The sequence below is a fragment of the Methylobacterium aerolatum genome (assembly GCF_022179085.1).
In the GTDB taxonomy this organism is placed as follows: Bacteria; Pseudomonadota; Alphaproteobacteria; order Rhizobiales; family Beijerinckiaceae; genus Methylobacterium; species Methylobacterium aerolatum.
In genome coordinates this window covers 1-26122 of the sequence record NZ_BPQE01000015.1, presented here as the reverse complement: position 1 = coordinate 26122, position 26122 = coordinate 1, and the positions used below count along the sequence as shown (strand labels likewise).

The window sequence follows — 26122 nt, the reverse complement described above, 5'->3', positions numbered from 1 at the left end:
TGAGGCCGTTTTGCGCGGCGGGCGTATCTAACCGCCCACGTAATGCCGTTTCGGTTGCCGACCGTCATCATCGGCGAAGCCGTAGGCCGTGGCGAGGTCGCCCACATGCCACGTCCGCCCGGCCCTGGAGGCGATCGCGGGATCGGCAGCCAGGGCCGCCAGCGCCCGCCCGGCATAGAGCGGCGACTCGTCCTCCTCGCCCACGGTGCCGAGGTCGCGGGCACGCTCCGTGGCGACGGGCCCCGGCGAGAGGCCGAGCGCCGTGACGCCCCTCGGCCCGAGATCCTGCGCCAGGGCGACGGCGAGGCGGTTCGTGGCGGCCTTGGCGGCGTCGTAGAAGATGTCGCCGAGATAGCCGTCCTCCGTCCCGAAGGAGACCAGGGCGAGGAGGCCCGAGCCCGCCGCCACCATGGCGGGGGCGACGGCGCGGGCCAGCAGCAGGGCCGGCACGGGCCCGGCCTGCATCAGGCCCAGATAGGGCTCGGCGGAGCGGCGCCAGAAGGGCGTGCCCCAGGCGGTGCCGTCGGCATAGCGTTCGCCGTCGAACCCCTCGTTGCCGCCCCAGACGGCACAGGCGGCGACGTCGATCCGCCCGAACCGGCGCAACACCCAGTGGACCATCTCGTCGGTGGAGCGCTCTGAACGGTGGTCGCAGAGGAAGTGGTGCCCCCTCCCCCCGGCGAGATCGACCAGCCGGGCGGTGTCCTCGATCGCCTCCGGGCGCATCTCCGTGCGGGGGCCGGTCTCGCTCGACCGGGCGGTGACGATCACCGTCGCGCCCGCCTCGCCGAGGCCCCGGGCAAGGCCCCGTCCGACGCCGCGGGAAGCCCCGGCGACGAGGCAGATCTTCCCCGAGAGATCCGGCACGGCCACCTCAGGCGGGCCGCGACTTGGCGGAGGCGGCCTTCGAAAGGAACGCCTGGAACCGCTCCTGCGATTCCGGCGAGCGCAACTGCGCCTCGAAGGCCGTCGCCTCCGCCTCCAGGGCCGCCTCGACCCGGTCCCGGTCGCCCCGGATCAGCCGTCGCGAGGCACTGAGCGCCCCCGGCGGCAGGGCGGCGAGGCGCGCGGCCTGCGCGAGCGCGTGCTCCACCAGCATGTCGGCGGGGATCACCGCGTTGACGAGGCCGAGGGCGAAGGCGGCGTCGGCATCGACGGTCTCGGACAGGAGCAGGATCTCCGTCGCCTTCAGCCGTCCGACCCGCAGGGGCAGCAGGTAGCTCGACGCCGCCTCCGGCACGAGGCCGAGCTCCACGAAGGGCATCCGCAGCCGGGCCACGGGGCTCGCGTAGACGAGGTCGCAATGCAGGGTCAGCGTCGCGCCGATCCCCACGGCGATGCCGTCCACCGCGGCCACCATCGGCGTCTGCGTGCGGGCGAGTTGGCGGATGAAGCGCAGGGCGGGCGTGTCGCCGAAGCCGCCCTCCCCCTGGCCGAGGAAATCCGTCAGGTCGTTGCCCGCGCTGAACATCCCCGGCTGCCCGGCGAAGACCACCGCGCGGATCTCGGGCGAGAGATCGGCCTGCTCCAGCGCCGCGCGCATGGCGTCGTACATCGCGCCGGTGAGGGCGTTCTTCTTCTGCGGCCGGTCGATGGTGACGAGGCGGACGCCGTTCCCCGCGTCCGCGACGGTGATATGGTCGGTCATGTCCGCTTTCCCTCGACCGCTGTCATGGGACGGCCCCCTCGGCCCGAATTCGTGCCGTCACGGCGAGTGCGGCGACGGAAGGGCTCACACCGCCAGCGCCAGTTCGGCGTCCTCGGTGAAGGCGCCGCCACCCAGGACCGTCTCCTCCAGGCCGGAGGCCGCCGGCAGGAGGTTCTCGGCGTAGAAGCGGGCCAGCGCCACGCGCCCGGCATGGGCGGGGTCCGTCTCCCCGGCCTTCTGCGCGGCGGAGGCGGCGAGCGCCGCCTTGGCGAGGCAGGCGCCGCCGAGGGCGAGGCCGAACAGGCGCAGGTACGGGCTCGCCCCGGCGAGCGCCGTCTCCGGCCGGTTCGAGGTCAGCGCGGCGAGCTGGAACGTCGTCGCCCGGTCGAGGGATTCGATGGCGGCCCGCAGGCGGGCGCCCATCCGGCCGAAGGCGGGGTCGGCGTTCTTGAGGAGCCCCTCCCCCGCCCGGCGCATCCAGGCGATCTGCGCGCGGGCCGTCGTGCCGCCGTCGAGGGCGAGCTTGCGGCCGGTGAGGTCGATGGCCTGGATGCCGTTCGTCCCCTCGTAGATGGCGAGGATGCGGGCGTCGCGCATGAGTTGCGCCGCCCCGGTCTCCTCCACGAAGCCCATGCCGCCGTGGACCTGGACGCCGAGCGAGGTGATCTCGTTGGCGAGGTCGGTGGAGAACGCCTTCGCCACGGGGGTGAGGAGGGAGGCCCGGTCGTGGGCGGCCTTCCCCTCCGGCCCGTGGGCGGCATCGAGGGCGGCGGCGGTGAGGTAGCAGATGCTCCGGGCGGCGGCGGTGTACGCCTTCATGGTGAGCAGCATCCGCTGCACGTCCGGATGGGCGACGATGGGGCTCGTGGCCTCCGCCGCGCCGATGGCCTTGCCCTGCCGCCGCTCGCGCGCGTAGGCCAGGGCCTTCTGGGTGGCCGCCTCGGCGACGCCGACGCCCTGCACCCCGACCGCGAGGCGGGCCGCGTTCATCATCGTGAACATGCAGGCCAGCCCCTTGTTCTCCTGGCCGATCAGCCAGCCGGTGGCGCCGCCCCGGTCGCCGAAGGCCATGGAGCAGGTGGGCGAGGCATTGATGCCGAGCTTGTGCTCGATGCCGGAGCAGCGCAGATCGTTCAGGGAGCCGTCCGGCAGCACCTTCGGCACGAGGAAGAGCGAGATGCCGCGGGTGCCCGCCGGCGCGTCCTTCAGGCGGGCCAGGACGAGGTGGACGATGTTGTCCGCCATGTCGTGCTCGCCGTAGGTGATGTAGATCTTCGAGCCGGTGATCCGGTAGGTGCCGTCGCCGGCCGGCTCGGCCCGGGTGCGGAGCAGGGCCAGGTCCGAACCCGCCTGCGGCTCGGTCAGGTTCATCGTCGCCGGCCACTCGCCCGAGACGAGCTTGGCGAGATAGCGCTCCTTCAACGCCTCCGAGCCGTGGGCCGCCAGCGCCTCGATCCCGCCCTGGGTGAGGAGCGGGCAGAGGCTGAAGCCGAGGTTGGCGCCGTTCCACATCTCCGTGCAGGCCGCCTCCAGCGCCTTCGGCAGGCCCTGGCCGCCATGGTCGGGGTCGGCGGAGAGGCCGTTCCAGCCACCGGCGGTGAAGGTGGCGTAGGCCTCGCGGAAGCCCGGCGCCGTGGTGACGCGCCCCTCGGCAAAGGGCGTGCCGTGCCGGTCGCCGACGCGGTTGAGGGGCGCCAGCACCTCGCCCGCGATACGCCCGGCCTCGGAAAGGATCGCCTCCGCATCCTCCGCGTCGATCCCTTCCAGCCCGACGACATGGCGCAGGGTGAACAGCATCTCCGCCACGGGCGCGCGATAGCTCATCTCAATCCCTCCCGACGCGCCATGACGCGTTTGACCCCACCCGGCGGCCGGCGCTAGGGCGGTATGCATTCGAACCCGTGAGGCGGCACGCGGCCGCCGGAGATGGCATCCCGCATGAGCGATCCGGGGTCAACGGCCGTGGCCGACACGCGGCGCCTCGCCCCCGACGCCGACGGCATCGCGGCGGCGGCGGCGCTCCTGCGCGCGGGGCGGCTCGTCGCCTTCCCGACGGAGACCGTCTACGGCCTCGGCGGCGACGCCACCGATCCGGCGGCGGTGGCCGCGATCTACGCCGCCAAGGCGCGCCCGCAGTTCAACCCGCTGATCGCCCATGTCCCCGACCGGGAGGCCGCCGGGCGGCAGGGAGTCTTCTCCGAGGATGCCCGGCGTCTGGCCGACGCCTTCTGGCCGGGGCCGCTCACCCTCGTCCTGCCCGCCGCCTCCTCGATCACGGTCTGCGACCTCGCCCGCGCGGGTCTCGGCAGCGTCGCCCTGCGGGTGCCGGGCAGCGACCTCGCCCGGGACCTCCTCCACGCCTTCGGTCGCCCGCTGGCGGGCCCCTCCGCCAACCGGTCGGGCCGCGTCAGCCCGACCGCGGCGGCGCATGTGCTGGAGGACCTCGCCGGGCGGATCGCGGCGGTGCTCGACGGCGGCGAGACCGTCGTCGGCGTCGAGTCGACGGTGGTGGCCTGCCTCGACGGGCGGGTGCGCCTGCTCCGGCCGGGGGGCATCACCCGCGCCGACCTCGCGGCCGTGCTCGGCCACGCGCCGGAGGCCCCGGACATGGCCGCTGCGGAGGCGCCCGTCGGGCCGGGGATGCTCTCCTCCCACTACGCACCGAACGCGCGGGTCCGGCTCGACGCGGACCGGATCCTGCCCGGCGAAGCGGCCCTTCTCTTCGGCCCGATCCCGCCCGTGGGCGTGGAGACGGCATCGGCCAGCCTCAACCTCAGTCCGGCGGGCGATGTCGTCGAGGCGGCCGCCCGGCTGTTCGGGGCCCTGCGCCGCCTCGATGCGACGGGCGCGCCCACCATCGCCGTGGCGCCGATCCCCGGCGAGGGTCTCGGCGAGGCGATCCGCGACAGGCTCGTCCGCGCGGCGGCGCCCCGCTGATTTTTTCTCGCGCGGCCTCGGAACAGAACCCGATCCCGCCCGTTCATTGGACAGGAAGGCCACTCAGCCCCCATACGGCCTTCAACCTTTTACGGCTCGGAGAAATCCGAGCCTTTTTTCTTGGCCGGTCGTCCCGTCACTGTGAGCATAACGAAGCACTGACGGCCGAAGCCGGGAGTGGCACGCCCCTCACGCGGCCGGGAGGGGCGCACCTAGAAGACTTACGCGAGCTTGCCCGCGATGGTGGCGACGTGGCGTCCCTGGAAGCGGGCGCCGTCGAGTTCCACTTGGCTCGGCTGACGGGAGCCGTCGCCGTCGGCGATGGTGCTGGCGCCGTAGGGCGTGCCGCCCTTCACCGCCTCGACGCCCGCCTGCCCCTGGAAGGCGTAAGGCAAGCCGACCACCACCATGCCGTGGTGGAACAGCACCGTCTGGAAGCTCGTGATCGTCGTCTCCTGCCCGCCGTGCTGCGAGGCCGTGGAGGTGAAGACCGAGCCGACCTTGCCGACGAGGGCGCCCTTCATCCAGAGTCCACCGGTCTGGTCGAGGAACTGCTTCATCTGGGAGGCCATGTTGCCGAAGCGGGTCGGCGTGCCGAAGATGATGCCGTCGTAGTCGGCCAGCTCGTTGGCGGTGGCGATGGGGGCCTGCTGATCGAGCTTGAAATGGTTCTGCCGGGCGACCTCCTCGGGCACCAGCTCCGGCACGCGCTTGACCACGACCTCGGCGCCGGTCTCGCGGGCGCCCTCCGCGACGGCGTAGGCCATCTGCTCGACATGGCCGTAGGTCGAGTAATAGAGCACGAGGATCTTGGCCATGGCGGTCTCTCCTTGTCGGGGCGCCGCAGGGGCGCGACACCGTTCACATCGCGCCTCCGGCCGCTTGCAGGAAGCCCACCGCGTGCAAGAATGACCTTGCAGATTTGCAAGGCAGAGCGATGCAGGCCAGCTGGGACGATTTCCGGTTCGTGAAAGTGGTGGCCGACAGGCAGGGCCTGACCGGCGCCGCCGAGGCCCTGGGCATCGACCATTCCACGGCGTTCCGGCGCCTCGGCGCCATCGAAAAGGCCCTGGGCGTGCCCCTCTTCGAGCGGCATCGGGGCGGTTACACCGCGACCGCCGCCGGCCAGGCGATGCTCGCCGTCGCGACGCGGATGGAGGCGGACGTCGATGGCTTCTCCAGGGAGGTGGTCGGCCGGTCGGACGTGATGGTGGGCGAGTTGCGCATCACCGCGCCGACGAGCTTCGCGGGCACGTTCCTCATGCCGATCCTGGCGGATTTCAGCCGCAGGCACCCGGCGGTGCGGCTTGAACTCATCCTGGCGGAGGAGACGCTCAACCTCTCCCGCCGGGACGCCGACGTGGCCTTGCGCGCGAGCCGGGGGCCGGACGAAACCCTTGTGGGACGCCGCCTGACGGGCGTGGGCTGGGCACTCTACGGGGCGGCGGGGCAAACCTTCGGCCGCCTCGGCGACGAGCGCTGGGTCGGCCTCGGGGAGAGCGTCGCGGGGGGACTGTTCGCCCGTTTCCTGGCCCGGCGGGTCTCGCCGGACCGGATCGCGCTCAGCCTCAACGGGGTGGCGGGCCTGCGGGAGGCGGTGGCGGCGGGGATCGGGATCGGCCCCCTGCCCTGCATCGAGGGCGACGCCGACGCGCGCCTCCGGCGGTTGGGCGACGTGGAGCCCGAACTGCACACGGACCTGTGGCTCCTGACCCACCAGGACCTGCGCCGGTCGGCGCGGGTCCGGGCGTTCATGGATCACGTCGCGGCGGCGATGCTGCCCCTCCGGCCCCTGTTCGAGGGCCGCGGGGGCATCACCTGATCTCGAGGATCTCGACGTCCTGGCCGTTCACCTCGACCACGTCACCGACGCTCTTGCCGGTGATGGCACGGGCGAGGGGCGCGACGTACGAGATGGACCCCTTGTGCGGGTCCGCCTCGTCCTCGCCGACGATGCGGAAGGTCTGCTTCGTCTCCTTGCCGGATTCGTCCTCGCGGACCACCGTCACGGTGGCACCGAAATGCACCGTGTCGCCGCTCATCGGCTCCACGAGCTGCGCGGTGTTCTTCCGCGCCGCCCAGTAGCGAAGGTCGCGGCCGATGCGGGAATCCTCGGCCTTGTCGCTCGGATCGAGGGACGCGACCTCGCGCTCCAAGCGCGCCACCTCGGCCTCGATCTGCTTAAGGCCCTCCGGGGTGACGAAGTTGGTGTGGGGGGAAATCGGACGGTCGGGAAGGTTCTCGAACGCTTCCCCACCTTCGGTTTCTTTGACGAATGCGACGCTCATGAGAGACAAAACCCGCAAGCCACGGCAACGGTTCCGAACGGGAGGGCCTCAGCCGACCTCGACCACGGTGCGCCCGCGGACGCCGCCGTCGAGGATCGCCTCCCCGAGGCGACCGACCTCCTCCAGCTTCACGGTCTTCGTCATCGCCGCGAGCTTTTCCAGGTCGAGGTCCAGGGCGATCCGGGCCCAGGCTTCCCGGCGCTTCGGCTGGGGCGTGGTCACGCTGTTGATCCCGAGCAGCGACACGCCGCGCAGGATGAAGGGCGCCACCGAGGTCGGCAGGTCCATGCCCTGGGCGAGGCCGCAGGCGGCCACCGCCCCATCGGACTTCGTCATCGACAGGACGTTGGCGAGGGTCGCCGACCCCACCGCGTCGATGGCAGCGGCCCAGCGCTCCTTGCCCAGCGGACGGCCGGGCTTGGCGAGTTCGTTCCGGTCCAGGATCTCGGCGGCGCCGAGCCCTTGAAGGTAGTCGGACTCCTCCGCCCGGCCAGTGGAGGCGATGACGTGCCATCCGGCCTTCGCCAGCAGCGCCACGGCCACCGAGCCGACGCCGCCCGAGGCGCCCGTCACCAGGGCCGGCCCATCGGCGGGCTTCACCCCGTGGGCGTCGAGCGCCATGAGCGCCAGCATCGCGGTGTAGCCCGCCGTGCCCACCGCCATGGCCTGCGCCGGCGTCAGCCCCTTCGGCAGGGGCACGAGCCAGTCACCCTTCACCCGCGCCTTCTGCGCGAAGGCGCCGAGATGCGTTTCGCCGACACCCCAGCCGGTGAGGACCACCGCGTCGCCGGGCCTGTACTCCGGATGCCCGGAGGCCTCGACCACGCCGGAAAAGTCGATGCCGGGGATCATCGGGAAGCGGCGGACCACGGGGGAACGCCCGGTAAGGGCCAGCCCATCCTTGTAGTTGAGCGTCGAGTGCGTGACCCGGACGGTCACGTCGCCTTCCATGAAGTCGGCTTCGTCGAAGTCCCTGAAGGCGAGGGACTGCCCACCCTCGGCCTTCTCGATCACCCACGCCTTGAACGCGCCCATCCCGGCCTCCCGTTGTTGACCGGGGAGGTACGCCGGCGCGGCCCGGAATCAAGGCGAGGGCGGGGACAAGCGCACGGCGGTCGCGTGCGGGCCCTGCCTGCGCGCCCCGCTTTGCCGTCAGTACCCGTCGTAGATGCTGCCGCGGGCGAGCCCGAGTCCCACGCCGACATCGGCGGCGCCGCCGCCGGTCATGCCGAGCCAATCGAGGAGCGAGGCGTCGCGCGGGCGGGCGTAGCCGGCCCGGAGGGGCACCCAGCCAGCCCGGGCGGGCGCGACGCGCACCCGGTGGCTGACGGTGGCATATTGCGGCGCGAGCGTCACCGGAACGGTCTCGGCGGGGCGGACGAGGACGGTCCGCTGCCGCACGGCGTAGCGCGGTGGGGTCTCGATCCAGCACCCGATCAGCTCGCCGTTCGGGCCCGGTCGCGTCTGCCAGACGCGACCGCCGGGGGCGACGAGCACCTGCTCGGACACGGTGTCGTAGACCGGCGGGACCGTCTGGTAGACGGTGCGCGGCGGGCTCACCAGCACGTTCTCCTGCTCCACCGCGTAGACGGGCGGCGACACGGCGTAGCGGTAGCATTCCCGGCCGTAGCATCCCCCGGCGGAGGCGGGACCGGCGAGGAGGGTGCCGCCCAGGGCAGCGGCGAGGAAGAGCGTGGAGACGGGCGCGGACATCGCGGGCAGACCTCGAAAGACGCAAACTGAGGGACGCACGAACCTGTCGCACTCCCCATTCTCTCGATGGAAGCAGTATTGCCTCGCCCGACGCAACAAAGTTCGCGTATCAGAGTAAAATTAATCTATTTTTCCGCCTGTGCAGCGCCCGCATCTTCTTCTGTTAACTGTCGCTGCAAGTAAAACAGCGCCATTCGCCTGTGGACGCGGAACCGTTCCCGGTCGCACCGCGCGCCGTCAGTGCGAGCGCCGGCCCTTGATGCCGGCGGCGATCTCCCGTCCGATCGCCAGCAGGAGCTCCCGCGCCGGGGCGATGAGGGAGGCGAGTCCGGTCGCGTGGATCGCGTTGTAGGCGGCGAGCCCATGATGGGCGGCCTCGTCGAGGGTGTCGTTCGTGAGGGTCGAGAACCACTCGTCTTCCGCGGCTTGGGCTTCCGTCGTATCGACGATGACCCCGAGGGTCGCCACGGGCTCGCCTTCGGCTCCGTGCTGCGTCCGCCCGCGCAGGAGGAGCTTGCGTCCCCCAGCCTGCCCGAACACGATGTGGAACTGCCGCGAGTGCGAGCGAAAGCCCCGCGCGGTCGTGTCGACGATGAGGCGCAGCCGTTCGAGGTCGCTCGGGTGCAATTCGGAGAAGGCAGCGTCGAGGGGCAATTCCCGGCCAGCGAGGGTGTGGTCCCCCGCCAGCATGTGAGCCGCCCCCGTGCAGAGTTGAACGGTCGTCCGCCGGTGATCCCAGCGCCAGAGGCCCGCCTCGCCGGCCAGGATCGCGTCTCTGAGCCAATCGGCCACGTTGTCCGGCTTATGGATAGCGATTGTTGGCATCGACGCTTCCCCCGACGTCCCAGCTCGGCGGTGCAAGGGCCGCGAGGTGAAACACGGAAGTCGCTGCACAGTTCACGGCGGAGCGCGCCGAAACTTCCCGAAAATTGAATTCAGATGCACCCGCGCCCGATAATACTGTGAAGCCGACGGATCGCGCGGTAATCAGCCCATCGCTTTTCGGTCGACACAAAACAGGAATGTATTGAGCCGATCGCTATTCGTCGGAGACTTGGGGTGCGTCGCCTTGGTCCGAGCCCTGTTATTCGACATGAATGCACAGAATTGATCGCGCGCCGAACCTTCGTATCGCCCTCCAGCTTGGCCGTCGGCCTCACGACTACTGGCGGGGACATTCCAGGGATGCGAGCCCCTGGGAACTTCACAAGTTGTTGAAGTTTCCTGCGCGTGAGGGCCGGTCCCGGCTTGGGCCAGCCTCCATCGCCGTCCTGGGCCGGCCGGACGCGACAATCAGGTCTGGCCCGGCTTCAGCCCGTAGAAAATGTGCCGGCCGATGACGTCGAGCTTGCGCATCCGTCGCGACCAGCCGGGCCGGACGTAGTCGGCATGGTAGTGGGTCGCGCTGCCGACCTCCGCGACATAGGTTCGCCCTTCCAGGACGGAGCGGGCGACGCGGGTCGCGTTCGCCCAGGCCGAAGTGTCTGTCACGCGCAGGGACCGGCCTTCGCAGGCGAAGGAGAATTGGCAGCCCATGTAGTGATGGCGGTTCTGGTAGACGACGCCGCAGACGCTCGCCGGATAGAGGCCGCTCTTCACCCGGTTCAACACCACCTGCGCCACGGCGGCCTGCCCCGTCTCGGTCTCGCCCCTGGCTTCGAAATAGACGGCCTCCGAGAGGCAGCGCTGCTCCTTGTCGAGGGAGTCGGGATCGATCAGGTCGGCATAGCGGCTCTGGGGCTCGCCCTGCGGAGCCGCCTCGATGTCCTGACCCGGGCGAAGGGCGTATTCGGGCATCAGGAGGCTCGCCGCCGCCACTTCGACGGGAAGCGAGTCGGCCGGCGCGGGGGTGGTCGAGGACAGGGCGATGGCCTTCGGCACGGCCGGCGTCGCACCGTCGAGAACGGGGTCCGTGGCTTCGCCGGTCAGGTCCGCGCGGCCCTCGCCCGTCGAGGCGGCGCTGCCGGGGCCGGTGCCCAGCCCGAGATCGGGGGTCGGCATGAAGCCGAACAGGGGTTCCGCCTCGGCATCCCAGACCGCGGAACCGGGCGTGAGCATGCCGCTCACGCCGCCGGTGACGTCGCCGAACAGCATGGCCTGCCCGTCCCGCTGCGTCAGGGCCACGGCGTCGGGATGTAGGGGATCCTCGCCGATCCGGCGCATCGCCGCGCCGATCAGGGCGGTGCCGGGCGGCAGGGACGGCCCGACCCGGGCGAGATCCGCCGCGCCGAGGACGCCCGATCCCACCGTGCTCTCCGTGCCCGCGCTCGCGGTGAAGGACACCAGCAGCCCGAGGCCCGCCATCCACGGCGTCAGGGCCGCCGACAGCCACAGCAGGCTTCTGTCCCGTCGCACTCGTCTCGTCACCACGACCGCCGATCCGGTTCGATGCGCCACAGAGGCCCGGTCCGGCCGATCAAGGCGGAGGCGGGCCACAGGACGAATTTATCGGCCGGGATGGTTGAGCGAGGGTTAATGACGGGTCCCGCGGTGGGGCCGGATCCGGAACCGCGCGGCGGGGCTCCGCCCGCGCCGCCAGGGGGCGATGGACCTGCGGTGCGGGACACCCACGAAAAAAGGGGGCGGCCCTTCGGCCGCCCCCCCGTCGTCACGTCGCTCCGGCGTCGATCACTCGGCGGCGGGCGGAAGCTCCTCGACCGGCTCGATGCCGCTCTCGGTCTGGCGCTGCTGCAGGATCATCGTATCCCGGCGACGGGCCACCGAGCGGATGTCGTGGATCTGCGAACCGGTGCCGGCCGGGATAAGCGAGCCGACGATCACGTTCTCCTTCAGGCCGTCGAGGGTATCGACCTTGCCGTTGACGGCGGCCTCGGTGAGCACGCGGGTCGTCTCCTGGAAGGAGGCGGCCGAGATGAACGACTTCGTCTGCAGCGACGCCTTGGTGATGCCGAGCAGCACAGGCACGCCCTGGATCGGCTTCTTGCCCTCGGCGAGAAGCTTGTCGTTGTACTCGGTCAGCTCCGTCCGATCGATCTGATCGCCCGAGAGGATGTCCGAGTCGCCGCCATCGGTCACTTCGACCTTTTGCAGCATCTGGCGGACGATCACCTCGATGTGCTTGTCGTTGATCGACACGCCCTGGAGCCGGTAGACCTCCTGGATCTCGTTGACGAGGTAGGCGGCGAGCTCCTCCACGCCCTTGATGGCCAGGATGTCGTGCGGCGCCGGGTTGCCGTCGACGATGTAGTCGCCGAGCTCCACCACGTCCCCATCCTGCAGGTGGATGTGCTTGCCCTTGGGGATCAGGTACTCGACCGGCTCCGAACCGTCGTGCGGGGTCAGCGTCAAGCGGCGCTTGTTCTTGTAGTCGCGGCCGAAGGCGATCGTGCCGGACTTCTCGGCGATGATCGCCGCGTCCTTCGGACGACGGGCCTCGAACAGCTCCGCCACCCGCGGCAGACCGCCGGTGATGTCGCGGGTCTTGGCCGAGTCGGTGGAGACGCGGGCGAGGATGTCGCCGGCCTTCACCTTGGCGCCCGGATCGAAACCGATGATGGCGTCCACCGGCAGGGCGTAGCGGGCGTCGGAGCCGCGGGGCAGCTTCACCGCCTTCCCGTCCTTGTCGACGACGACCATCGACGGCTTCAGGTCGGAGGTCCGCGCCGAGCCGCGCCAATCCACCACGACGCGCTTGGCGATGCCCGTCGACTCGTCGGTCGTCTCGGTCATCGACTGGCCGTCGTAGAGATCCTCGTAGGCCACGATGCCGTCCACCTCGGTGAGGATCGGACGGGTGTAGGGGTCCCACTCGGCGATGCGCTGGCCGCGCTTGATCTTGTCGCCCTCGTCCACACGAACCCGGGCGCCGTATTGCAGACGGTGGACCGCCCGCTCCACGCCGTCGGACCCGACGATGACGACCGCCACGTTGCGGCCGGTGGCCACCAGATCCCCGTCCGAGTTCTTCGCGAGAGCCCGGTTGCGGATCTTGATGGTGCCCTCGAAGCTCGACTCGATGAAGGACGAGTCGGCGATCTGGGCGGCGCCGCCGATGTGGAAGGTGCGCATGGTGAGCTGGGTGCCCGGCTCGCCGATCGACTGCGCCGCGATGACGCCGACGGCCTCGCCCATATTGACGGGCGTGCCGCGGGCGAGGTCGCGCCCGTAACAGGTGGCGCAGACGCCGCTGCGGGTGGCGCAGACCAGCACGGAGCGGATCTTCACCTCCTGAATGCCGGCGGCAGTGATCGCCGGCAGGTGCCGCTCCTCGATGGTCTCGCCGGTCTTCACGATGACCGAGCCGTCCTGCGCGACGAGATCCTCCGCGGCCGCGCGGCCGAGGATGCGGGTGGCGAGCGTCGCCACCACCTGGCCGGCATCGACGATGGCGCGCATCTTGATGCCGTTGGTGGTGCCGCAATCCACCTCGCGGATCACCGCGTCCTGGGCCACGTCGACGAGGCGGCGGGTCAGGTAACCGGAGTTGGCGGTCTTCAGGGCGGTATCGGCGAGGCCCTTACGGGCACCGTGCGTGGAGTTGAAGTACTCCAGCACGTCCAGACCTTCCTTGAAGTTCGAGATGATCGGCGTCTCGATGATCTCGCCCGAGGGCTTGGCCATGAGGCCGCGCATGGCGGCGAGCTGCTTCATCTGCGCGGGCGAACCACGGGCGCCCGAGTGGCTCATCATGTAGATCGAGTTGACCTGCTTGTCGGCCCCCGTGTCGTCCTTCTGGACCGAGGAGATCCGGCCCATCATCTCCTGGGCCAGCTTGTCCGAACACTTCGCCCAGGCATCCACGACCTTGTTGTACTTCTCGCCCTGGGTGATCAGGCCGTCGTTGTACTGCTGCTCGTAGTCCTTCACGAGCGTGCGGGTGCCCTCGACGATCTCCCACTTGTTCTCCGGCACGACCATGTCGTCCTTGCCGAAGGAGATGCCGGCCTTGAAGGCGTGGCTGAAGCCGAGCGCCATGATCCGGTCACAGAAGATCACCGACTCCTTCTGACCGCAGTGGCGGTAGACGGTGTCGATCATCGCCGAGATCTCCTTCTTGGTCATCAGCTTGTTGACGACGTCGAAGGGCACCTTCCGGTGCAGCGGCAGGGCGCCGGACAGGATGACGCGGCCGGGGGTGGTCTCGTAGGTCTTGGTCAGCGGCTCGCCATCCGGGCCGATGCCCTTCCAGCGCCACTTGATCTTCGAGTGCAGCTTCACGGCCCCGGCGGCGAGCGCGTGCTCGAGTTCGCCGAGGTTGCCGTAGACACCCTGCATCGGGTTCAGCTTGTTGGTGCCGTCGAAGGCGCCCGGAAGGCCCTCGCCGACGATCGACAGGTAGTAGAGGCCGAGCACGATGTCCTGCGAGGGCACGATGATCGGCTGGCCGTTGGCCGGGTGCAGGATGTTGTTCGTCGACATCATCAGCACGCGCGCTTCCAGCTGCGCCTCGAGCGACAGCGGGACGTGCACGGCCATCTGGTCGCCGTCGAAGTCGGCATTGAACGCGGCGCAGACCAGCGGGTGCAGCTGGATCGCCTTGCCCTCGATCAGCTTCGGCTCGAAGGCCTGGATGCCGAGGCGGTGGAGCGTCGGCGCGCGGTTCAGCATCACCGGGTGCTCGCGGATCACCTCATCGAGGATGTCCCAAACCTCCGGCTTCTCCTTCTCCACGAGCTTCTTGGCCTGCTTCACCGTGGCGGAGAAGCCCTTGGCGTCGAGGCGCGCGTAGATGAACGGCTTGAACAGCTCCAGCGCCATCTTCTTCGGCAGGCCGCACTGGTGGAGCTTCAGCTCCGGACCCACCACGATGACCGAACGGCCGGAGTAGTCGACGCGCTTGCCGAGCAGGTTCTGGCGGAAGCGGCCCTGCTTGCCCTTCAGCATGTCGGCGAGGGACTTCAGCGGACGCTTGTTGGCGCCGGTGATGACGCGACCGCGGCGGCCGTTGTCGAACAGGGCGTCGACGGCCTCCTGCAGCATCCGCTTCTCGTTGCGGATGATGATGTCAGGCGCGCGCAGCTCGATCAGCCGCTTCAGGCGGTTGTTGCGGTTGATGACGCGGCGGTACAGGTCGTTGAGGTCGGACGTGGCGAAGCGACCGCCATCCAGCGGGACCAGCGGGCGCAGGTCCGGCGGGATCACGGGGATCACCGTCAGGATCATCCACTCGGGCTTGTTGCCGGACTGCTGGAACGCCTCGATGATCTTGAGGCGCTTCAGGAGCTTCTTCGGCTTCAGCTCCGAGGTCGTGACCGCGATTTCCTCGCGCAGATCGTTGGCGATCTTGTCGAGGTCGAGTTCCTGAAGGATCCGGCGGATGGCCTCGGCGCCGATCATGGCGGTGAAGCTGTCCTCGCCGTACTCCTCCTGGGCGCGCAGGTACTCCTCCTCCGTCAGGAGCTGCCGCTCCTTGAGGGGGGTGAGGCCCGGCTCGATGACGCAGTACGACTCGAAGTACAGGATCCGCTCAAGGTCCTTGAGGGCCATGTCGAGCAGGAGGCCGATGCGCGAGGGCAGCGACTTCAGGAACCAGATGTGCGCCACGGGGGCGGCCAGCTCGATGTGGCCCATGCGGTCGCGCCGGACGCGCGCCAGCGTCACCTCGACGCCGCACTTCTCACAGATGACGCCCTTGTACTTCATGCGCTTGTACTTGCCGCACAAGCACTCGTAATCCTTGATAGGCCCAAAGATGCGCGCGCAGAACAGGCCGTCGCGCTCGGGCTTGAAGGTCCGGTAGTTGATGGTCTCGGGCTTCTTGATCTCTCCGTAGGACCAGGAGAGGATCTTCTCCGGCGACGAGATCGAAATCTTGATCTGGTCGAAGCTCACCGGCTGAGGCTGCTGGTTGAAAAGGTTCATGACCTCTTGGTTCATGATCCGCTCCTGCGCTCGACGCCGCCGGCCCCGCGCCGGGCCGCAGCGTCTTCAAAAAAGGGCCGGCGCCGTGCCCTCGCGGGCGCGTCTGCCGTCGTCTCGGAGGCCCCTCCCCTCCCCGCTCGACCGTGGCGGCGCGGACGCCGCCACGGGAGGTTTTCTGACTACTCGATCACTCCGCCGCGTCGGCGGGCGGCTCCAGCTGGTCGTTCGCCGCCTTCTTGGAGGAGGTTAGCTCGACGTTGAGGCCGAGCGAACGCATCTCCTTGACGAGCACGTTGAACGACTCGGGGATGCCCGCCTCGAAGGTGTCGTCGCCGCGCACGATGGCCTCGTAGACCTTGGTGCGGCCAGCCACGTCGTCCGACTTGACCGTGAGCATCTCCTGCAGGGTGTAGGCGGCGCCGTAGGCCTCCAGCGCCCAGACCTCCATCTCACCGAAGCGCTGACCGCCGAACTGCGCCTTGCCGCCCAGCGGCTGCTGGGTGACGAGGGAGTACGGGCCGATCGACCGCGCGTGGATCTTGTCGTCCACGAGGTGGTGCAGCTTCAGCATGTAGATGTAGCCCATCGTGACCTTGCGGTCGAAGGGTTCGCCGGTCCGCCCGTCGTAGAGCGTCGACTGCGCCGAGCGGTCCAGCCCGGCCATCTCCAGCATCTGCTCGATGTCGGCCTCCTTGGCGCCGTTGAACACCGGGGTGGCCATCGGCACGCCGCGACGGACGTTGTTGCCGGCCTCCACGAGGTCCTCGTCCGACAGGCCATCCAACTCCGCTGGCGAGTAGATTGCCTGCATCTCCTCGCGGAGCGGCGCGACGTCCTGCGTCTTCAGATAGGCATCGACCGCCTTGGACACCTTGCGACCCAGGCCCGCAGCCGCCCAGCCGAGGTGCGTCTCGAGGATCTGGCCGACGTTCATGCGGCTCGGCACGCCGAGCGGGTTGAGCACGATGTCGGCGTGCGTGCCGTCCTCAAGGAACGGCATGTCCTCGATCGGCACGATCCGCGACACGACACCCTTGTTGCCGTGGCGGCCGGCCATCTTGTCGCCCGGCTGGATCTTGCGCTTCACCGCCACGAAGACCTTGACCATCTTCATGACGCCGGGGGGCAGCTCGTCGCCGCGCTGCAGCTTCTCGACCTTGTCGAGGAAGCGCTGCTCCAGGCGCTTCTTCGACTCGTCGTACTGCTTCTGCATCGCTTCCATCTCGGTCATGAGACGGTCGTCGATGACGGCGAACTGCCACCACTGCGAACGCGGGTAATCGTTGATCAGCTCACGGGTGAGCGTGGTGTCCTTCTTGAAGCCCTTCGGCCCGGCCACCGGCGCCTGGCCGATCAGCACGTCCGCCAGACGGGCGTAGGTGTTGCGGTCGAGGATCGCCTGCTCGTCGTCGCGGTCCTTGGCGAGACGCTCGATCTCCTCGCGCTCGATGGCTTGCGCGCGCTCGTCCTTGTCGACGCCGTGCCGGTTGAACACCCGCACCTCGACGATGGTGCCGGTGACGCCCGGGGGCACGCGGAGCGACGTGTCGCGCACGTCGGAGGCCTTCTCGCCGAAGATGGCGCGGAGGAGCTTCTCCTCCGGCGTCATCGGGCTCTCACCCTTCGGGGTGATCTTGCCGACGAGGATGTCGCCGGCATGGACCTCGGCGCCGATGTAGACGATGCCGGCCTCGTCCAGGTTCTTCAGCGCCTCTTCGGAGACGTTCGGGATGTCGCGGGTGATTTCCTCCGGCCCGAGCTTGGTGTCGCGGGCCATCACCTCGAACTCCTCGATGTGGATCGAGGTGAACACGTCATCCTTCACGATCCGCTCGGAGAGCAGGATCGAGTCCTCGAAGTTGTAGCCGTTCCACGGCATGAACGCGACGAGCACGTTCCGGCCGAGCGCCAGCTCACCGAACTCGGTCGAGGGACCGTCGGCGATGATCTCGCCCTTCTTCACGAACTCGCCGACGCGGACCAGCGGCTTCTGCGTGATGCAGGTCGACTGGTTGGAGCGCTGGAACTTCTGCAGGCGGTAGATGTCGACGCCCGGCTTGTTGGCGTCGGCCTCCTCCGTCGCGCGGATGACGATACGGGTGGCGTCCACCTGATCGACGATGCCCGTGCGGCGGGCCGCGATGGCGGCACCCGAATCGCGGGCGACCACCGCCTCCATGCCGGTGCCCACGAAGGGAGCGTCGGCGCGGACGAGCGGCACCGCCTGGCGCTGCATGTTCGAGCCCATGAGGGCGCGGTTGGCGTCGTCGTTCTCGAGGAACGGGATGAGCGCCGCGGCGACCGACACGAGCTGCTTGGGCGACACGTCCATGAGGTCGACGCGCTCGGGACCGACGACGATGACCTCGCCGGCGCGACGGCAGACCACGAGGTCCTCCGTCAGCTTGCGGTTCTCGTCCATCACGGCGTTGGCCTGGGCGACGTAGTACTTCGCCTCCTCCATGGCGGAGAGGTAGGCGACCTCATCGGTCACCACGCCGTCGCGGACGCGGCGGAACGGGGTCTCGATGAAGCCGTACTTGTTGACGCGGGCGAAGGTCGCCAGCGAGTTGATGAGGCCGATGTTCGGGCCTTCCGGCGTCTCGATCGGGCAGATACGGCCGTAGTGGGTCGGGTGCACGTCGCGCACCTCGAAGCCGGCGCGCTCGCGGGTCAGGCCGCCCGGGCCGAGGGCCGAGAGGCGGCGCTTGTGCGTCACCTCGGAGAGCGGGTTGGTCTGGTCCATGAACTGCGAGAGCTGCGACGAGCCGAAGAACTCGCGCACCGCCGCCGCGGCGGGCTTCGCGTTGATGAGATCCTGCGGCATCACCGTGTCGATATCGACCTGGCTCATGCGCTCGCGGATGGCGCGCTCCATGCGGAGCAGGCCGAGGCGATACTGATTCTCCATCAGCTCGCCCACCGAGCGCACCCGGCGGTTGCCGAGGTGGTCGATGTCGTCGATCTCGCCCTTGCCGTCGCGGAGCTCCACGAGGGCCTTCACCACCGCCAGCATGTCCTCCTTGCGGAGCGTCCGCACGGTGTCGGCGGCGTCGAGGTCGAGGCGCATGTTCATCTTCACGCGGCCGACCGCCGAGAGGTCGTAGCGCTCGGCGTCGAAGAACAGCGAGTGGAACATTGCCTCGGCGGTGTCGAGCGTCGGCGGCTCACCGGGACGCATGACCCGGTAGATGTCGAACAGCGCGCCCTCGCGGGCGGAGTTCTTGTCCACCGCCAGCGTGTTGCGGATGTAGGGGCCGACGTTGACGTGGTCGATGTCGAGCACCGGCAGTTCGGTGACGCCGACGTCGTCGAGCGACTTGAGCAGCTTCTCGGTGATCTCCTCGCCGGCCTCGGCCCAGATCTCGCCGGTGTGCATGTTGACGAGGTCTTCGGCGATGTACTGGCTGACGAGATCCTCGTCGGTCGCCTTGAGGAACTTCACGCCCTTCTCGGTGATCTGGCGGGCGTTGCGGGCGTTGAGCTTCTTGCCCGCCTCCAGCACGACCTCGCCGGACTCGGCGTCGATCAGATCGGTGGTGGCCTTCATGCCCTTCATGCGCTCGGCGTCGAAGGGCACGCGCCAGTCGGCGCCGTCGCGGTCGTAGACCACGCGGTTGTAGAAGGTCGAGAGGATCTCCTCGCCGTCGAGGCCGAGGGCGTAGAGCAGCGACGTCACCGGCAGCTTGCGCTTCCGGTCGATGCGGACATGCACGATGTCCTTCGCGTCGAACTCCACGTCCAGCCAGGAGCCGCGGTACGGGATGATGCGGGCGGCGAACAGGAGCTTGCCCGAGGAGTGGGTCTTGCCCTTGTCGTGGTCGAAGAACACGCCCGGCGAGCGATGCATCTGGGAAACGATGACGCGCTCGGTGCCGTTGACGATGAAGGTGCCGTTCTCCGTCATCAGGGGCATGTCGCCCATGTAGACGTCCTGCTCCTTGATGTCCTTCACGGACTTGGCCTGCGTGTCCGGATCGACATCGAACACGATCAGGCGCAGCGTCACCTTCAGCGGGGCGGCGAAGGTGATGCCGCGCTGGCGACACTCGTCCACGTCGTACTTCGGCGGCTCGAACGTGTAGCGGACGAACTCGAGCAGGGCCGTCGAGGCGAAGTCCGAAATCGGGAAGACCGACTTGAACACGCTCTGCAGGCCCTCGTCGGCGCGGCCGCCCTCCGGCTCGTCGACCATCAGGAACTGATCGTAGGACGCCTTCTGAACCTCGATGAGGTTCGGCATCTGCGCCACTTCCCGGATCTTGCCGAAGAACTTCCGAATGCGCTTGCGACCGACCGGCGTGTTGGCCATGTGACCTCGCTCCATTCCGCGTGCCCGTTGCCCGGGGAAGCTCTCGGCTCCCGCACCGTGGCTATGACGCGCGCCCCGCCGGACCGCGCCACCCGTCTCGAATTCCGCCGGACCCGTCCCAGGGTCCACCGGTCGCCCGAAGCGACCTTAGCCCGCGGGTGCGAACACCCGCGGGCTCCGGTCCCGGTCAGCCTCGGAAGGCGCGCCGGGGAGAGATGGGCCGGTGAAGGCCCATCGCGGTCTTACTTGAGCTCGACCTTGGCACCAGCCTTCTCGAGCTGGGCCTTGAGCTTGGCGGCGTCGTCCTTCGAGACGCCTTCCTTGACGGGCTTCGGAGCGCCCTCGACGAGGTCCTTGGCTTCCTTGAGGCCGAGGCCGGTGATCGCGCGGACCTCCTTGATGACCTCGATCTTCTTGTCGCCGGCGCTGGCGAGGACGACCGTGAACTCGGTCTGCTCCTCGGCGGCGGCGGCGGCGCCACCGCCCGCACCCGGGGCAGCGGCGACGGCGACGGCGGCAGCAGCCGAGACGCCCCACTTCTCTTCGAGCATCTTGGCGAGCTCGGCGGCCTCGAGAACGGTCAGCGACGACAGGTCGTCGACGATCTTGGCGAGATCAGCCATGTTGGTATCCTTCCAGGAATATCGGTTTGAACGAAGGGTTTGTGAAGGGCCTCAGGCGGCCTCGTCCTTGGTGGCGTAGGCCCCGAACACGCGGGCGAGCTTGGCCGCCGGCGCCGTGCTGAGCTGAGCGATCTTGGTCGCGGGAGCCTGGATGAGGCCCACGAGCTTGGCGCGCAGTTCGTCGAGCGACGGAAGCGAGGCGAGCGCCTTCACACCGTCGGGGTTCAGGGCGGTCGTTCCCATCGCCCCGCCAAGGATCACGAGCTTGTCGTTGGTCTTGGCGAAGTCGACCGCGACCTTCGCGGCGGCGACCGGATCGCCCGAATAGGCGAGCAGGGTCGGGCCCTTCAGGAGCGGCTTGATGGAGGCGACGTCCGTGCCATCCAAAGCGATGCCGGCGAGGCTGTTCTTGGCGACCTTCACGGTGGCGCCGGCCTGCTTCATCTGCGAACGCAGCTTCTGCATGTCGGCGACCGTGAGGCCCTTGTAGTGGGCCACGACGACGACGGCGCTCTCATTGAACACGCCGTTGAGCGTCGAGACGAGATCAGCCTTTGCTGTCCTGTCCACTGGGCTCTCTCCGGTTGGCGGAACCGGGATCGGCTCCGCCGGTTGCACATGCCGCCCGGACGTGCTCGGCCTCGCGAAAGACCGTGAACGTCCGAACGACGCTTCGCGGCCCTGTCCCCGACACGCCCCCGAGGGAGCTCACCGGGTGAGTTGGTTCAAACCGATTGCCACAGCCCCGGCGGCGCCGGAGCGAGGCTGTCGTTAAACTCGGTCATCCCCGTCTGTGCAGGCCTTGGCGATTAAGCCGGCGAACCGGCGCCTGCAGTCTCGGACAGGACATGGCCGAACGAGGCTCCCCGGGGTTTGCGACCCCTCGGATCCCGCCGGCCAGTGACGTCCGGTCGCCCGGACGACATTTCGAACGGAAACCGGCCGATACAGCCGTCTTCCATGGTGAAATGAAAAGCGTGAGGCGCGGCTTATAGAACCTAGCAAGCCGCCTGCCAAGGGCCGAAGCGCGACTTTTCCGCCGCAGGCAAGGATGAAGGAATGTTGGCCTGCCATGCTCGCAACCCGGCGTCGAAGGTGGTGACGCCGTGACCATGGGGCTTCGCTTTTCCGAAGCAGTGGAAGGAAATCGGCCGACCTCAGGATCTGAGTCCCACGGATTGCCGCTGCGGGCTACGCCGCCTCCCGCTCCGGCACGAACCGCCGCCGGGCGTTCTCCCACCACGTCCGCTCCTGCGCCTCCTTCGCCTCGGCGGCCTTGGCCGCGTAGAAGGACGCGTTGTGCTCGCCGCGCAGGGCCTCGCGGGTGAATCGGATGAGGTGGTGGGCGACGAAGCCCATGTTGAACACCGCCTCGATCTGGCCGCGCCTCAGGGCGTAGCCGGCCGCCCGCCAGAAGGGGCCGCGATAGTCGGAGAACAGGCCGACGCGCGTGATGATGTTGAAGCCGAGAATCAGCCCGCGACGCAGGTTGGTGAGGGTGAGTTTGCCGGCGGTGGGCGTGGTGATCCGGTGCGGATAGGTCACCGCGCACTGGTGCTTGAACCGCTCGAAGATCTTGTCCGGATCGTAGGCGTGGGCGATGGCCCGGCGCCAGCTCGCCACCACCGTGTCGTGCGGGCGCTTGAACAGCACGTTGGACTCGAGGGCGGCGTCGTGGACGAGGCGCCCCTCCTTCTCCAGGCGGTCCCAGAGCGGCGTCTTGGGCAGGGCCTGGAGCAGGTTGATCGTCAGCACCGGAATGGCGGATCGGTCGATGAAGTCAATCAGGTTCTGCTCGGACTTGTCCGTGTCCGAGTCGAGGCCGAGGATGATGCCGGAGGTGACCTCCAGCCCGTAGGAATTGAGCGTCTCGATCGCCTCGTACATCGGCACGGCGGCGTTGTGGGTCTTGTCGATGCCCTTGAGCGCCTCGGCCTCCGGCGTCTCGATGCCGACGAACACGGTCATGAAGTTCGCCTGCCGCATCAGCTCGAGGATCTCGGGCTGCTTGGCCATGTTGAGGGTTGCCTCGCAGGCGAATTGCAGCGGGTAATTATTCCGCTTCTGCCACTCCACGAGGACCGGCAGCATCTCCCGCGTCGCCTTGCGGTTGCCGATGAAGTTGTCGTCCACGAAGTAGACCACGGCGGGATGGCCCGGCTGGCTGACGATGGCGTCGAGCTCGCCGCAGAGCTGCTCCGGCGTCTTCAGCCGGGGCTGGCGGCCGTAGAGCTGCGGGATGTCGCAGAACTCGCAGCGGTAAGGGCAGCCCGAGGAGAACTGCAGGGAACCGATCAGGTAGCGCTTGAGCGGCACGGCGTCGTAGGCCGGAGCCGGGAAGTCCGCGAGGGCCAGCCGGTCGGCCGTCTCAAAGGTCTCCTGGGAGGCCGGGCGGGCGACGGATCCGTCGAGCCGGGCGATCAGCCGGTCGGTGGCGTCGCCGATCTCGCCGATGTGGAGGCAATCGAAGTCGGGGTACTTCTCCGGCGCGCCCGAGACGGAGGGGCCGCCGAGCACCGTGAGCTTGCCCGCCGCGTGGGCCCGGTCGCGGATGTCGTGGATCTGGCCTTCCTGGATGTGCATGCCCGACACGAACACCGCGTCGGCCCAGGCGAAATCCGCCGCCGAGGCGCGCTTGATGTTTTCGTCGATGAAGCGGCACTCCCAGGTTTGCGGCATGTAGGCCGCGATCACGAGGAGGCCCTGGGGCGGCATGAACGCCTTCACCCCGCCCATCAATGGGTAGGCGTGGGAGAATGTCCCGAAGGACGGCGTGTAGGCGGGGAAGACGCAGAGGATGCGCCGACGGGAGGTGACGGAGACGGTGCTACGCATGGGCGCTTATCTAGCACATCAAAGCGCGGCGGCGCCCCCTCGCCGTTCACGAATCGTGCGGATGCGTGCGCGTCATTCCGCCAGCCCCGGAACGGCGAAACGCCCGGCCGTTCCCGGCCGGGCGTTTCGTTCCGTCGCAGGGTCGCGACGTCGGGATCAGGCAGTCAGAACCGTGTTCGGCTCGACCTTGACGCCCGGGCCCATCGTCGAGGTGACGGCGATGCGCTGGACGTAGGTCCCCTTGGCACCCGCCGGCTTGGCCTTGGCGACCGCGTCGGCGAAGGCCTTGATGTTCTCGACGAGCTTATCGGCATCGAACGAGACCTTGCCGACGCCGGCGTGGACGATGCCGGCCTTCTCGACGCGGAACTCCACCGAGCCGCCCTTGGCGCCGGCGACGGCGCCCTTCACGTCCATGGTGACGGTGCCGACCTTCGGGTTCGGCATCAGGCCGCGCGGGCCCAGCACCTTACCGAGACGGCCAACGAGGGGCATCATGTCCGGGGTGGCGATGCAGCGGTCGAAGTCGATCTTGCCGCTCTGGACGATCTCCAGGAGATCCTCCGCGCCGACGATGTCCGCGCCGGCGGCCTTGGCGTCGTCCGCCTTGGCGCCGCGGGCGAAGACCGCCACGCGCACCGTCCGGCCGGAACCGTTCGGCAGGTTGCAGACGCCGCGGACCATCTGGTCGGCGTGGCGCGGATCGACACCGAGGTTCATGGAGACCTCGACGGTCTCGTCGAACTTCGCGGTCGCCCGCTCCTTCACGAGCTTGACCGCCTCGGCGATCGAGTAGAGCTTGGTCGGCTCCAGGCCCTCACGGGCGGCGCGGATGCGCTTTCCTTCGCGTGCCATGTGTCCCTCCTCAGGCCGTCACTTCGAGGCCCATGGCCCGGGCAGAACCCCGGATCATGGCGACCGCCGCATCGACGGAATCGCAGTTGAGGTCGGGCATCTTCTTCTCGGCGATCTCGCGAAGCTGCGCCTCGGAAACCTTGCCGACCGTCGGGCCCTTGCCGGGGGTCTTGGAGCCGGAGGCCGGCTTCTTGCCGAGCTTCAGGCCCGCCGCCTTCTTCAGGAAGAAGGTGACCGGCGGCTGCTTCATCTCGAAGGTGAAGGACCGGTCCTGATACGCGGTGATGATCACCGGGATCGGGGTGCCCTTCTCCATCTGCGCGGTCTTCGCGTTGAAGGCCTTGCAGAATTCCATGATGTTGAGGCCGCGCTGACCGAGCGCCGGACCGATCGGCGGCGACGGGTTGGCCGCGCCGGCCGGGACCTGAAGCTTCACGTAACCCGTGATCTTCTTCGCCATGGGGACTGCTCCCAATGTTCATCCGCCCCCACGCTGCCGAGGCGCGGCGGGTCGGACGGTTGCAGGTCGCGGTGCGATCCGTGGATCCCGGAGGCGAAGCCGGGCGGATCTCCCGCGGGTGTTTGGGCGAATAGGGAGTAGCGGATAGCGAATGGCAGGCGTCGCGCGTGACACCGGCCGCAGTGCCACGCTCGGCACCCCAATTCGCTATTCGCTACCCCCTATTCGCTCGTCTACGCTCAGGCCTTCTCGACCTGGGCGTATTCCAGTTCCACCGGGGTGGCGCGGCCGAAGATCGACACGGCCACCTTCAGGCGGGAACGGGCATCGTCGACTTCCTCGACGGTGCCGTTGAAGCTCGCGAACGGGCCGTCCGCCACGCGGACGGTCTCGCCGATCTCGAAGGAGATCGAGGGCTTGGGACGGTCGACGCCTTCGGCGACCTGGCCCTTGATGCGCTCGGCCTCGGCATCCGGGATCGGCACCGGCTTGGATTTGTCCGCACCGAGGAAGCCCGTAACCTTCGGGGTGTTCTTGATGAGGTGGTAGACCTCGTCCGTCAGGTCGCACTTCACTAGCACGTAGCCGGGGAAGAACTTGCGCTCGGCATCGACCTTACGGCCGCGGCGCACCTCGACGACCTTCTCGGTCGGAACCATCACCTCGTCGAACAGCTCGGTCAGCCCGCGCTGGGCGGCCTGATCCTTGATGGACTGGGCGACCTTGTTCTCGAAATTCGAGTAGGCGTGGACGATATACCAGCGCTTGGACACGGCTTTGGCTCAACTCCGATAGGTCCGAGGCCCGGCGCCTCTTCTCACAGGCCCAGGATCAGGCCGACGACGTACCGCAGGGCCTGATCGACCACGGTGAAGAACAGGCTCATCACCACCACCATGATGAACACCATGATCGTGGTGATGGTGGTCTCGCGCCGGGATGGCCACGTGACCTTGCGGCCCTCGTCGCGGACCTGGGCGATGAACTCGGCCGGCGAGGCGCGCTTCTGGGGCGCGCGGGCCGGAGGCGCCTGGCGGGCCGGGGGAACGACGTCGCGACCGCGGGTCGTGCCGCGGGCGAGGTCCACCTTCTTCGTCGCTTCGTTCGATGCCATGGCGCCAGATTCGTTGACGGATGCGAGGTGTGACGGCGCATCCGGAAATACGAACGCCCGGCGCCGAAGGCCATAGGGCCCGCACCGACGGTCGTTTCAGATCTCGGATCGCAGCCGCTCTAGCGCAAGTCGGGAGACTTGTCGACCGGACGCGGTATCGGGCCGGACTGGCAGGAGTGGAGGGACTCGAACCCGCAACCTCCGGTTTTGGAGACCGGCGCTCTGACCAGTTGAGCTACACTCCTGTGTGCGCCGCTCGCGCGGCGCGACCGCTCCATGCCGCAACCCGCCCGTGGATGCAAGGGCCTTCTGCGCCGGCCTGCGCCCGCCGTTGCGAGGGCCGCGACGCCGTCCGGGGCAGCGAGCCGTTCCGAGACGCACCGGGACGCGGTGGATCCCTGGATCGCTTCGGCGCCCCTCGCACCGCCGAGAGGGTGGAGAGTGCGGAAAAGAAAAGGCCGGCACGGAGCCGGCCTTTTCCTTCACCCGTGACGGGCGATCAGTCGTTGATGGCG

The 26122-nt window shown here is 68.9% G+C and carries 20 protein-coding genes and 1 tRNA gene; 2 read left to right on the top strand and 19 right to left on the bottom strand.

The features are described from left to right. Positions 1-27: 27 nt before the first annotated feature. From MFF06_RS10565 to MFF06_RS10555, 3 genes are all read right to left on the bottom strand, one after another. Positions 28-873, bottom strand: a complete 846-nt coding sequence (locus tag MFF06_RS10565; protein ID WP_238203597.1) for an SDR family NAD(P)-dependent oxidoreductase — start codon at positions 871-873, stop codon at positions 28-30. Between the two features lies 1 nt (position 874). Continuing rightward, positions 875-1648, bottom strand: a complete 774-nt coding sequence (locus MFF06_RS10560; RefSeq protein ID WP_238203595.1) for an enoyl-CoA hydratase-related protein — start codon at positions 1646-1648, stop codon at positions 875-877. Between the two features lie 84 nt (positions 1649-1732). Further along, a complete protein-coding gene (locus MFF06_RS10555; RefSeq protein ID WP_238203593.1) occupies positions 1733-3472 on the bottom strand; it encodes an acyl-CoA dehydrogenase family protein in 1740 nt (579 codons plus the stop codon). Between the two features lie 114 nt (positions 3473-3586). Between MFF06_RS10555 and MFF06_RS10550 the strand changes: the two genes are divergently transcribed. Next, complete coding sequence (locus tag MFF06_RS10550) at positions 3587-4585, top strand: L-threonylcarbamoyladenylate synthase (RefSeq protein ID WP_238203590.1); 999 nt, start codon at positions 3587-3589, stop codon at positions 4583-4585. Between the two features lie 221 nt (positions 4586-4806). Here MFF06_RS10550 and wrbA read toward each other — a convergent pair whose 3' ends face one another. Beyond that, complete coding sequence (gene wrbA / locus MFF06_RS10545; RefSeq protein ID WP_238203587.1) at positions 4807-5403, bottom strand: NAD(P)H:quinone oxidoreductase; 597 nt, start codon at positions 5401-5403, stop codon at positions 4807-4809. A 119-nt stretch (positions 5404-5522) separates the two neighbouring features. Here wrbA and MFF06_RS10540 point away from each other — a divergent pair, with 119 nt between their 5' ends. Beyond that, positions 5523-6407, top strand: coding sequence for a LysR family transcriptional regulator (locus MFF06_RS10540; protein ID WP_238203585.1), 885 nt, complete (start codon positions 5523-5525; stop codon positions 6405-6407). Here MFF06_RS10540 and greA read toward each other — a convergent pair. The 15 genes from greA to MFF06_RS10465 all read right to left on the bottom strand — a co-directional run bounded on the left by greA (position 6400) and on the right by MFF06_RS10465 (position 25852). Continuing rightward, positions 6400-6873 (bottom strand): transcription elongation factor GreA, encoded by a 474-nt coding sequence (gene greA / locus MFF06_RS10535; protein ID WP_238203583.1) that lies wholly within the window; start codon positions 6871-6873, stop codon positions 6400-6402. The two genes, MFF06_RS10540 and greA, sit on opposite strands and share 8 nt — an antisense overlap. Before the next feature lie 48 nt (positions 6874-6921). Beyond that, a complete protein-coding gene (gene acuI, locus MFF06_RS10530; protein ID WP_238203581.1) occupies positions 6922-7908 on the bottom strand; it encodes an acrylyl-CoA reductase (NADPH) in 987 nt (328 codons plus the stop codon). Positions 7909-8025: 117 nt separating this feature from the next. Next, positions 8026-8586: a hypothetical protein gene (locus tag MFF06_RS10525; RefSeq protein WP_238203579.1), complete on the bottom strand. Its 561-nt coding sequence runs from the start codon at positions 8584-8586 to the stop codon at positions 8026-8028. Between the two features lie 237 nt (positions 8587-8823). After that, entirely contained in the window at positions 8824-9411 is a 588-nt protein-coding gene (locus MFF06_RS10520; RefSeq protein ID WP_238203577.1) for a hypothetical protein, read from the bottom strand. Between the two features lie 468 nt (positions 9412-9879). Further along, on the bottom strand, positions 9880-10890 hold the full coding sequence (locus tag MFF06_RS10515; RefSeq protein ID WP_238203811.1) for a cell wall hydrolase: 1011 nt from the start codon (positions 10888-10890) through the stop codon (positions 9880-9882). 324 nt (positions 10891-11214) lie between these two features. After that, positions 11215-15423 carry a DNA-directed RNA polymerase subunit beta' gene (gene rpoC, locus MFF06_RS10510; RefSeq protein ID WP_238203575.1) on the bottom strand — a complete coding sequence of 1403 codons (4209 nt, stop codon included), beginning with the start codon at positions 15421-15423 and terminating at the stop codon, positions 11215-11217. A 172-nt stretch (positions 15424-15595) separates the two neighbouring features. After that, a complete protein-coding gene (gene rpoB / locus MFF06_RS10505; protein ID WP_238203573.1) occupies positions 15596-19720 on the bottom strand; it encodes a DNA-directed RNA polymerase subunit beta in 4125 nt (1374 codons plus the stop codon). Between the two features lie 242 nt (positions 19721-19962). Next, positions 19963-20343, bottom strand: a complete 381-nt coding sequence (gene rplL, locus MFF06_RS10500) for a 50S ribosomal protein L7/L12 (RefSeq protein ID WP_238203571.1) — start codon at positions 20341-20343, stop codon at positions 19963-19965. Between the two features lie 51 nt (positions 20344-20394). Next, positions 20395-20913: a 50S ribosomal protein L10 gene (gene rplJ, locus MFF06_RS10495; RefSeq protein ID WP_238203569.1), complete on the bottom strand. Its 519-nt coding sequence runs from the start codon at positions 20911-20913 to the stop codon at positions 20395-20397. 621 nt (positions 20914-21534) lie between these two features. Further along, positions 21535-23178 carry a B12-binding domain-containing radical SAM protein gene (locus tag MFF06_RS10490; RefSeq protein WP_238203567.1) on the bottom strand — a complete coding sequence of 548 codons (1644 nt, stop codon included), beginning with the start codon at positions 23176-23178 and terminating at the stop codon, positions 21535-21537. 156 nt (positions 23179-23334) lie between these two features. Beyond that, positions 23335-24033, bottom strand: coding sequence for a 50S ribosomal protein L1 (gene rplA / locus MFF06_RS10485; protein ID WP_238203564.1), 699 nt, complete (start codon positions 24031-24033; stop codon positions 23335-23337). Between the two features lie 10 nt (positions 24034-24043). Beyond that, the gene (gene rplK, locus MFF06_RS10480; RefSeq protein ID WP_238203563.1) at positions 24044-24493 is read right to left on the bottom strand and encodes a 50S ribosomal protein L11; all 450 of its coding nucleotides are present in this window, start codon (positions 24491-24493) and stop codon (positions 24044-24046) included. Positions 24494-24732: 239 nt separating this feature from the next. Continuing rightward, positions 24733-25266, bottom strand: coding sequence for a transcription termination/antitermination protein NusG (gene nusG / locus MFF06_RS10475; protein ID WP_238203561.1), 534 nt, complete (start codon positions 25264-25266; stop codon positions 24733-24735). A gap of 44 nt (positions 25267-25310) precedes the next feature. Continuing rightward, on the bottom strand, positions 25311-25607 hold the full coding sequence (secE, locus tag MFF06_RS10470; protein WP_238203559.1) for a preprotein translocase subunit SecE: 297 nt from the start codon (positions 25605-25607) through the stop codon (positions 25311-25313). Between the two features lie 168 nt (positions 25608-25775). Continuing rightward, a tRNA-Trp gene (locus tag MFF06_RS10465) sits at positions 25776-25852 on the bottom strand. Positions 25853-26122: the final 270 nt, after the last annotated feature.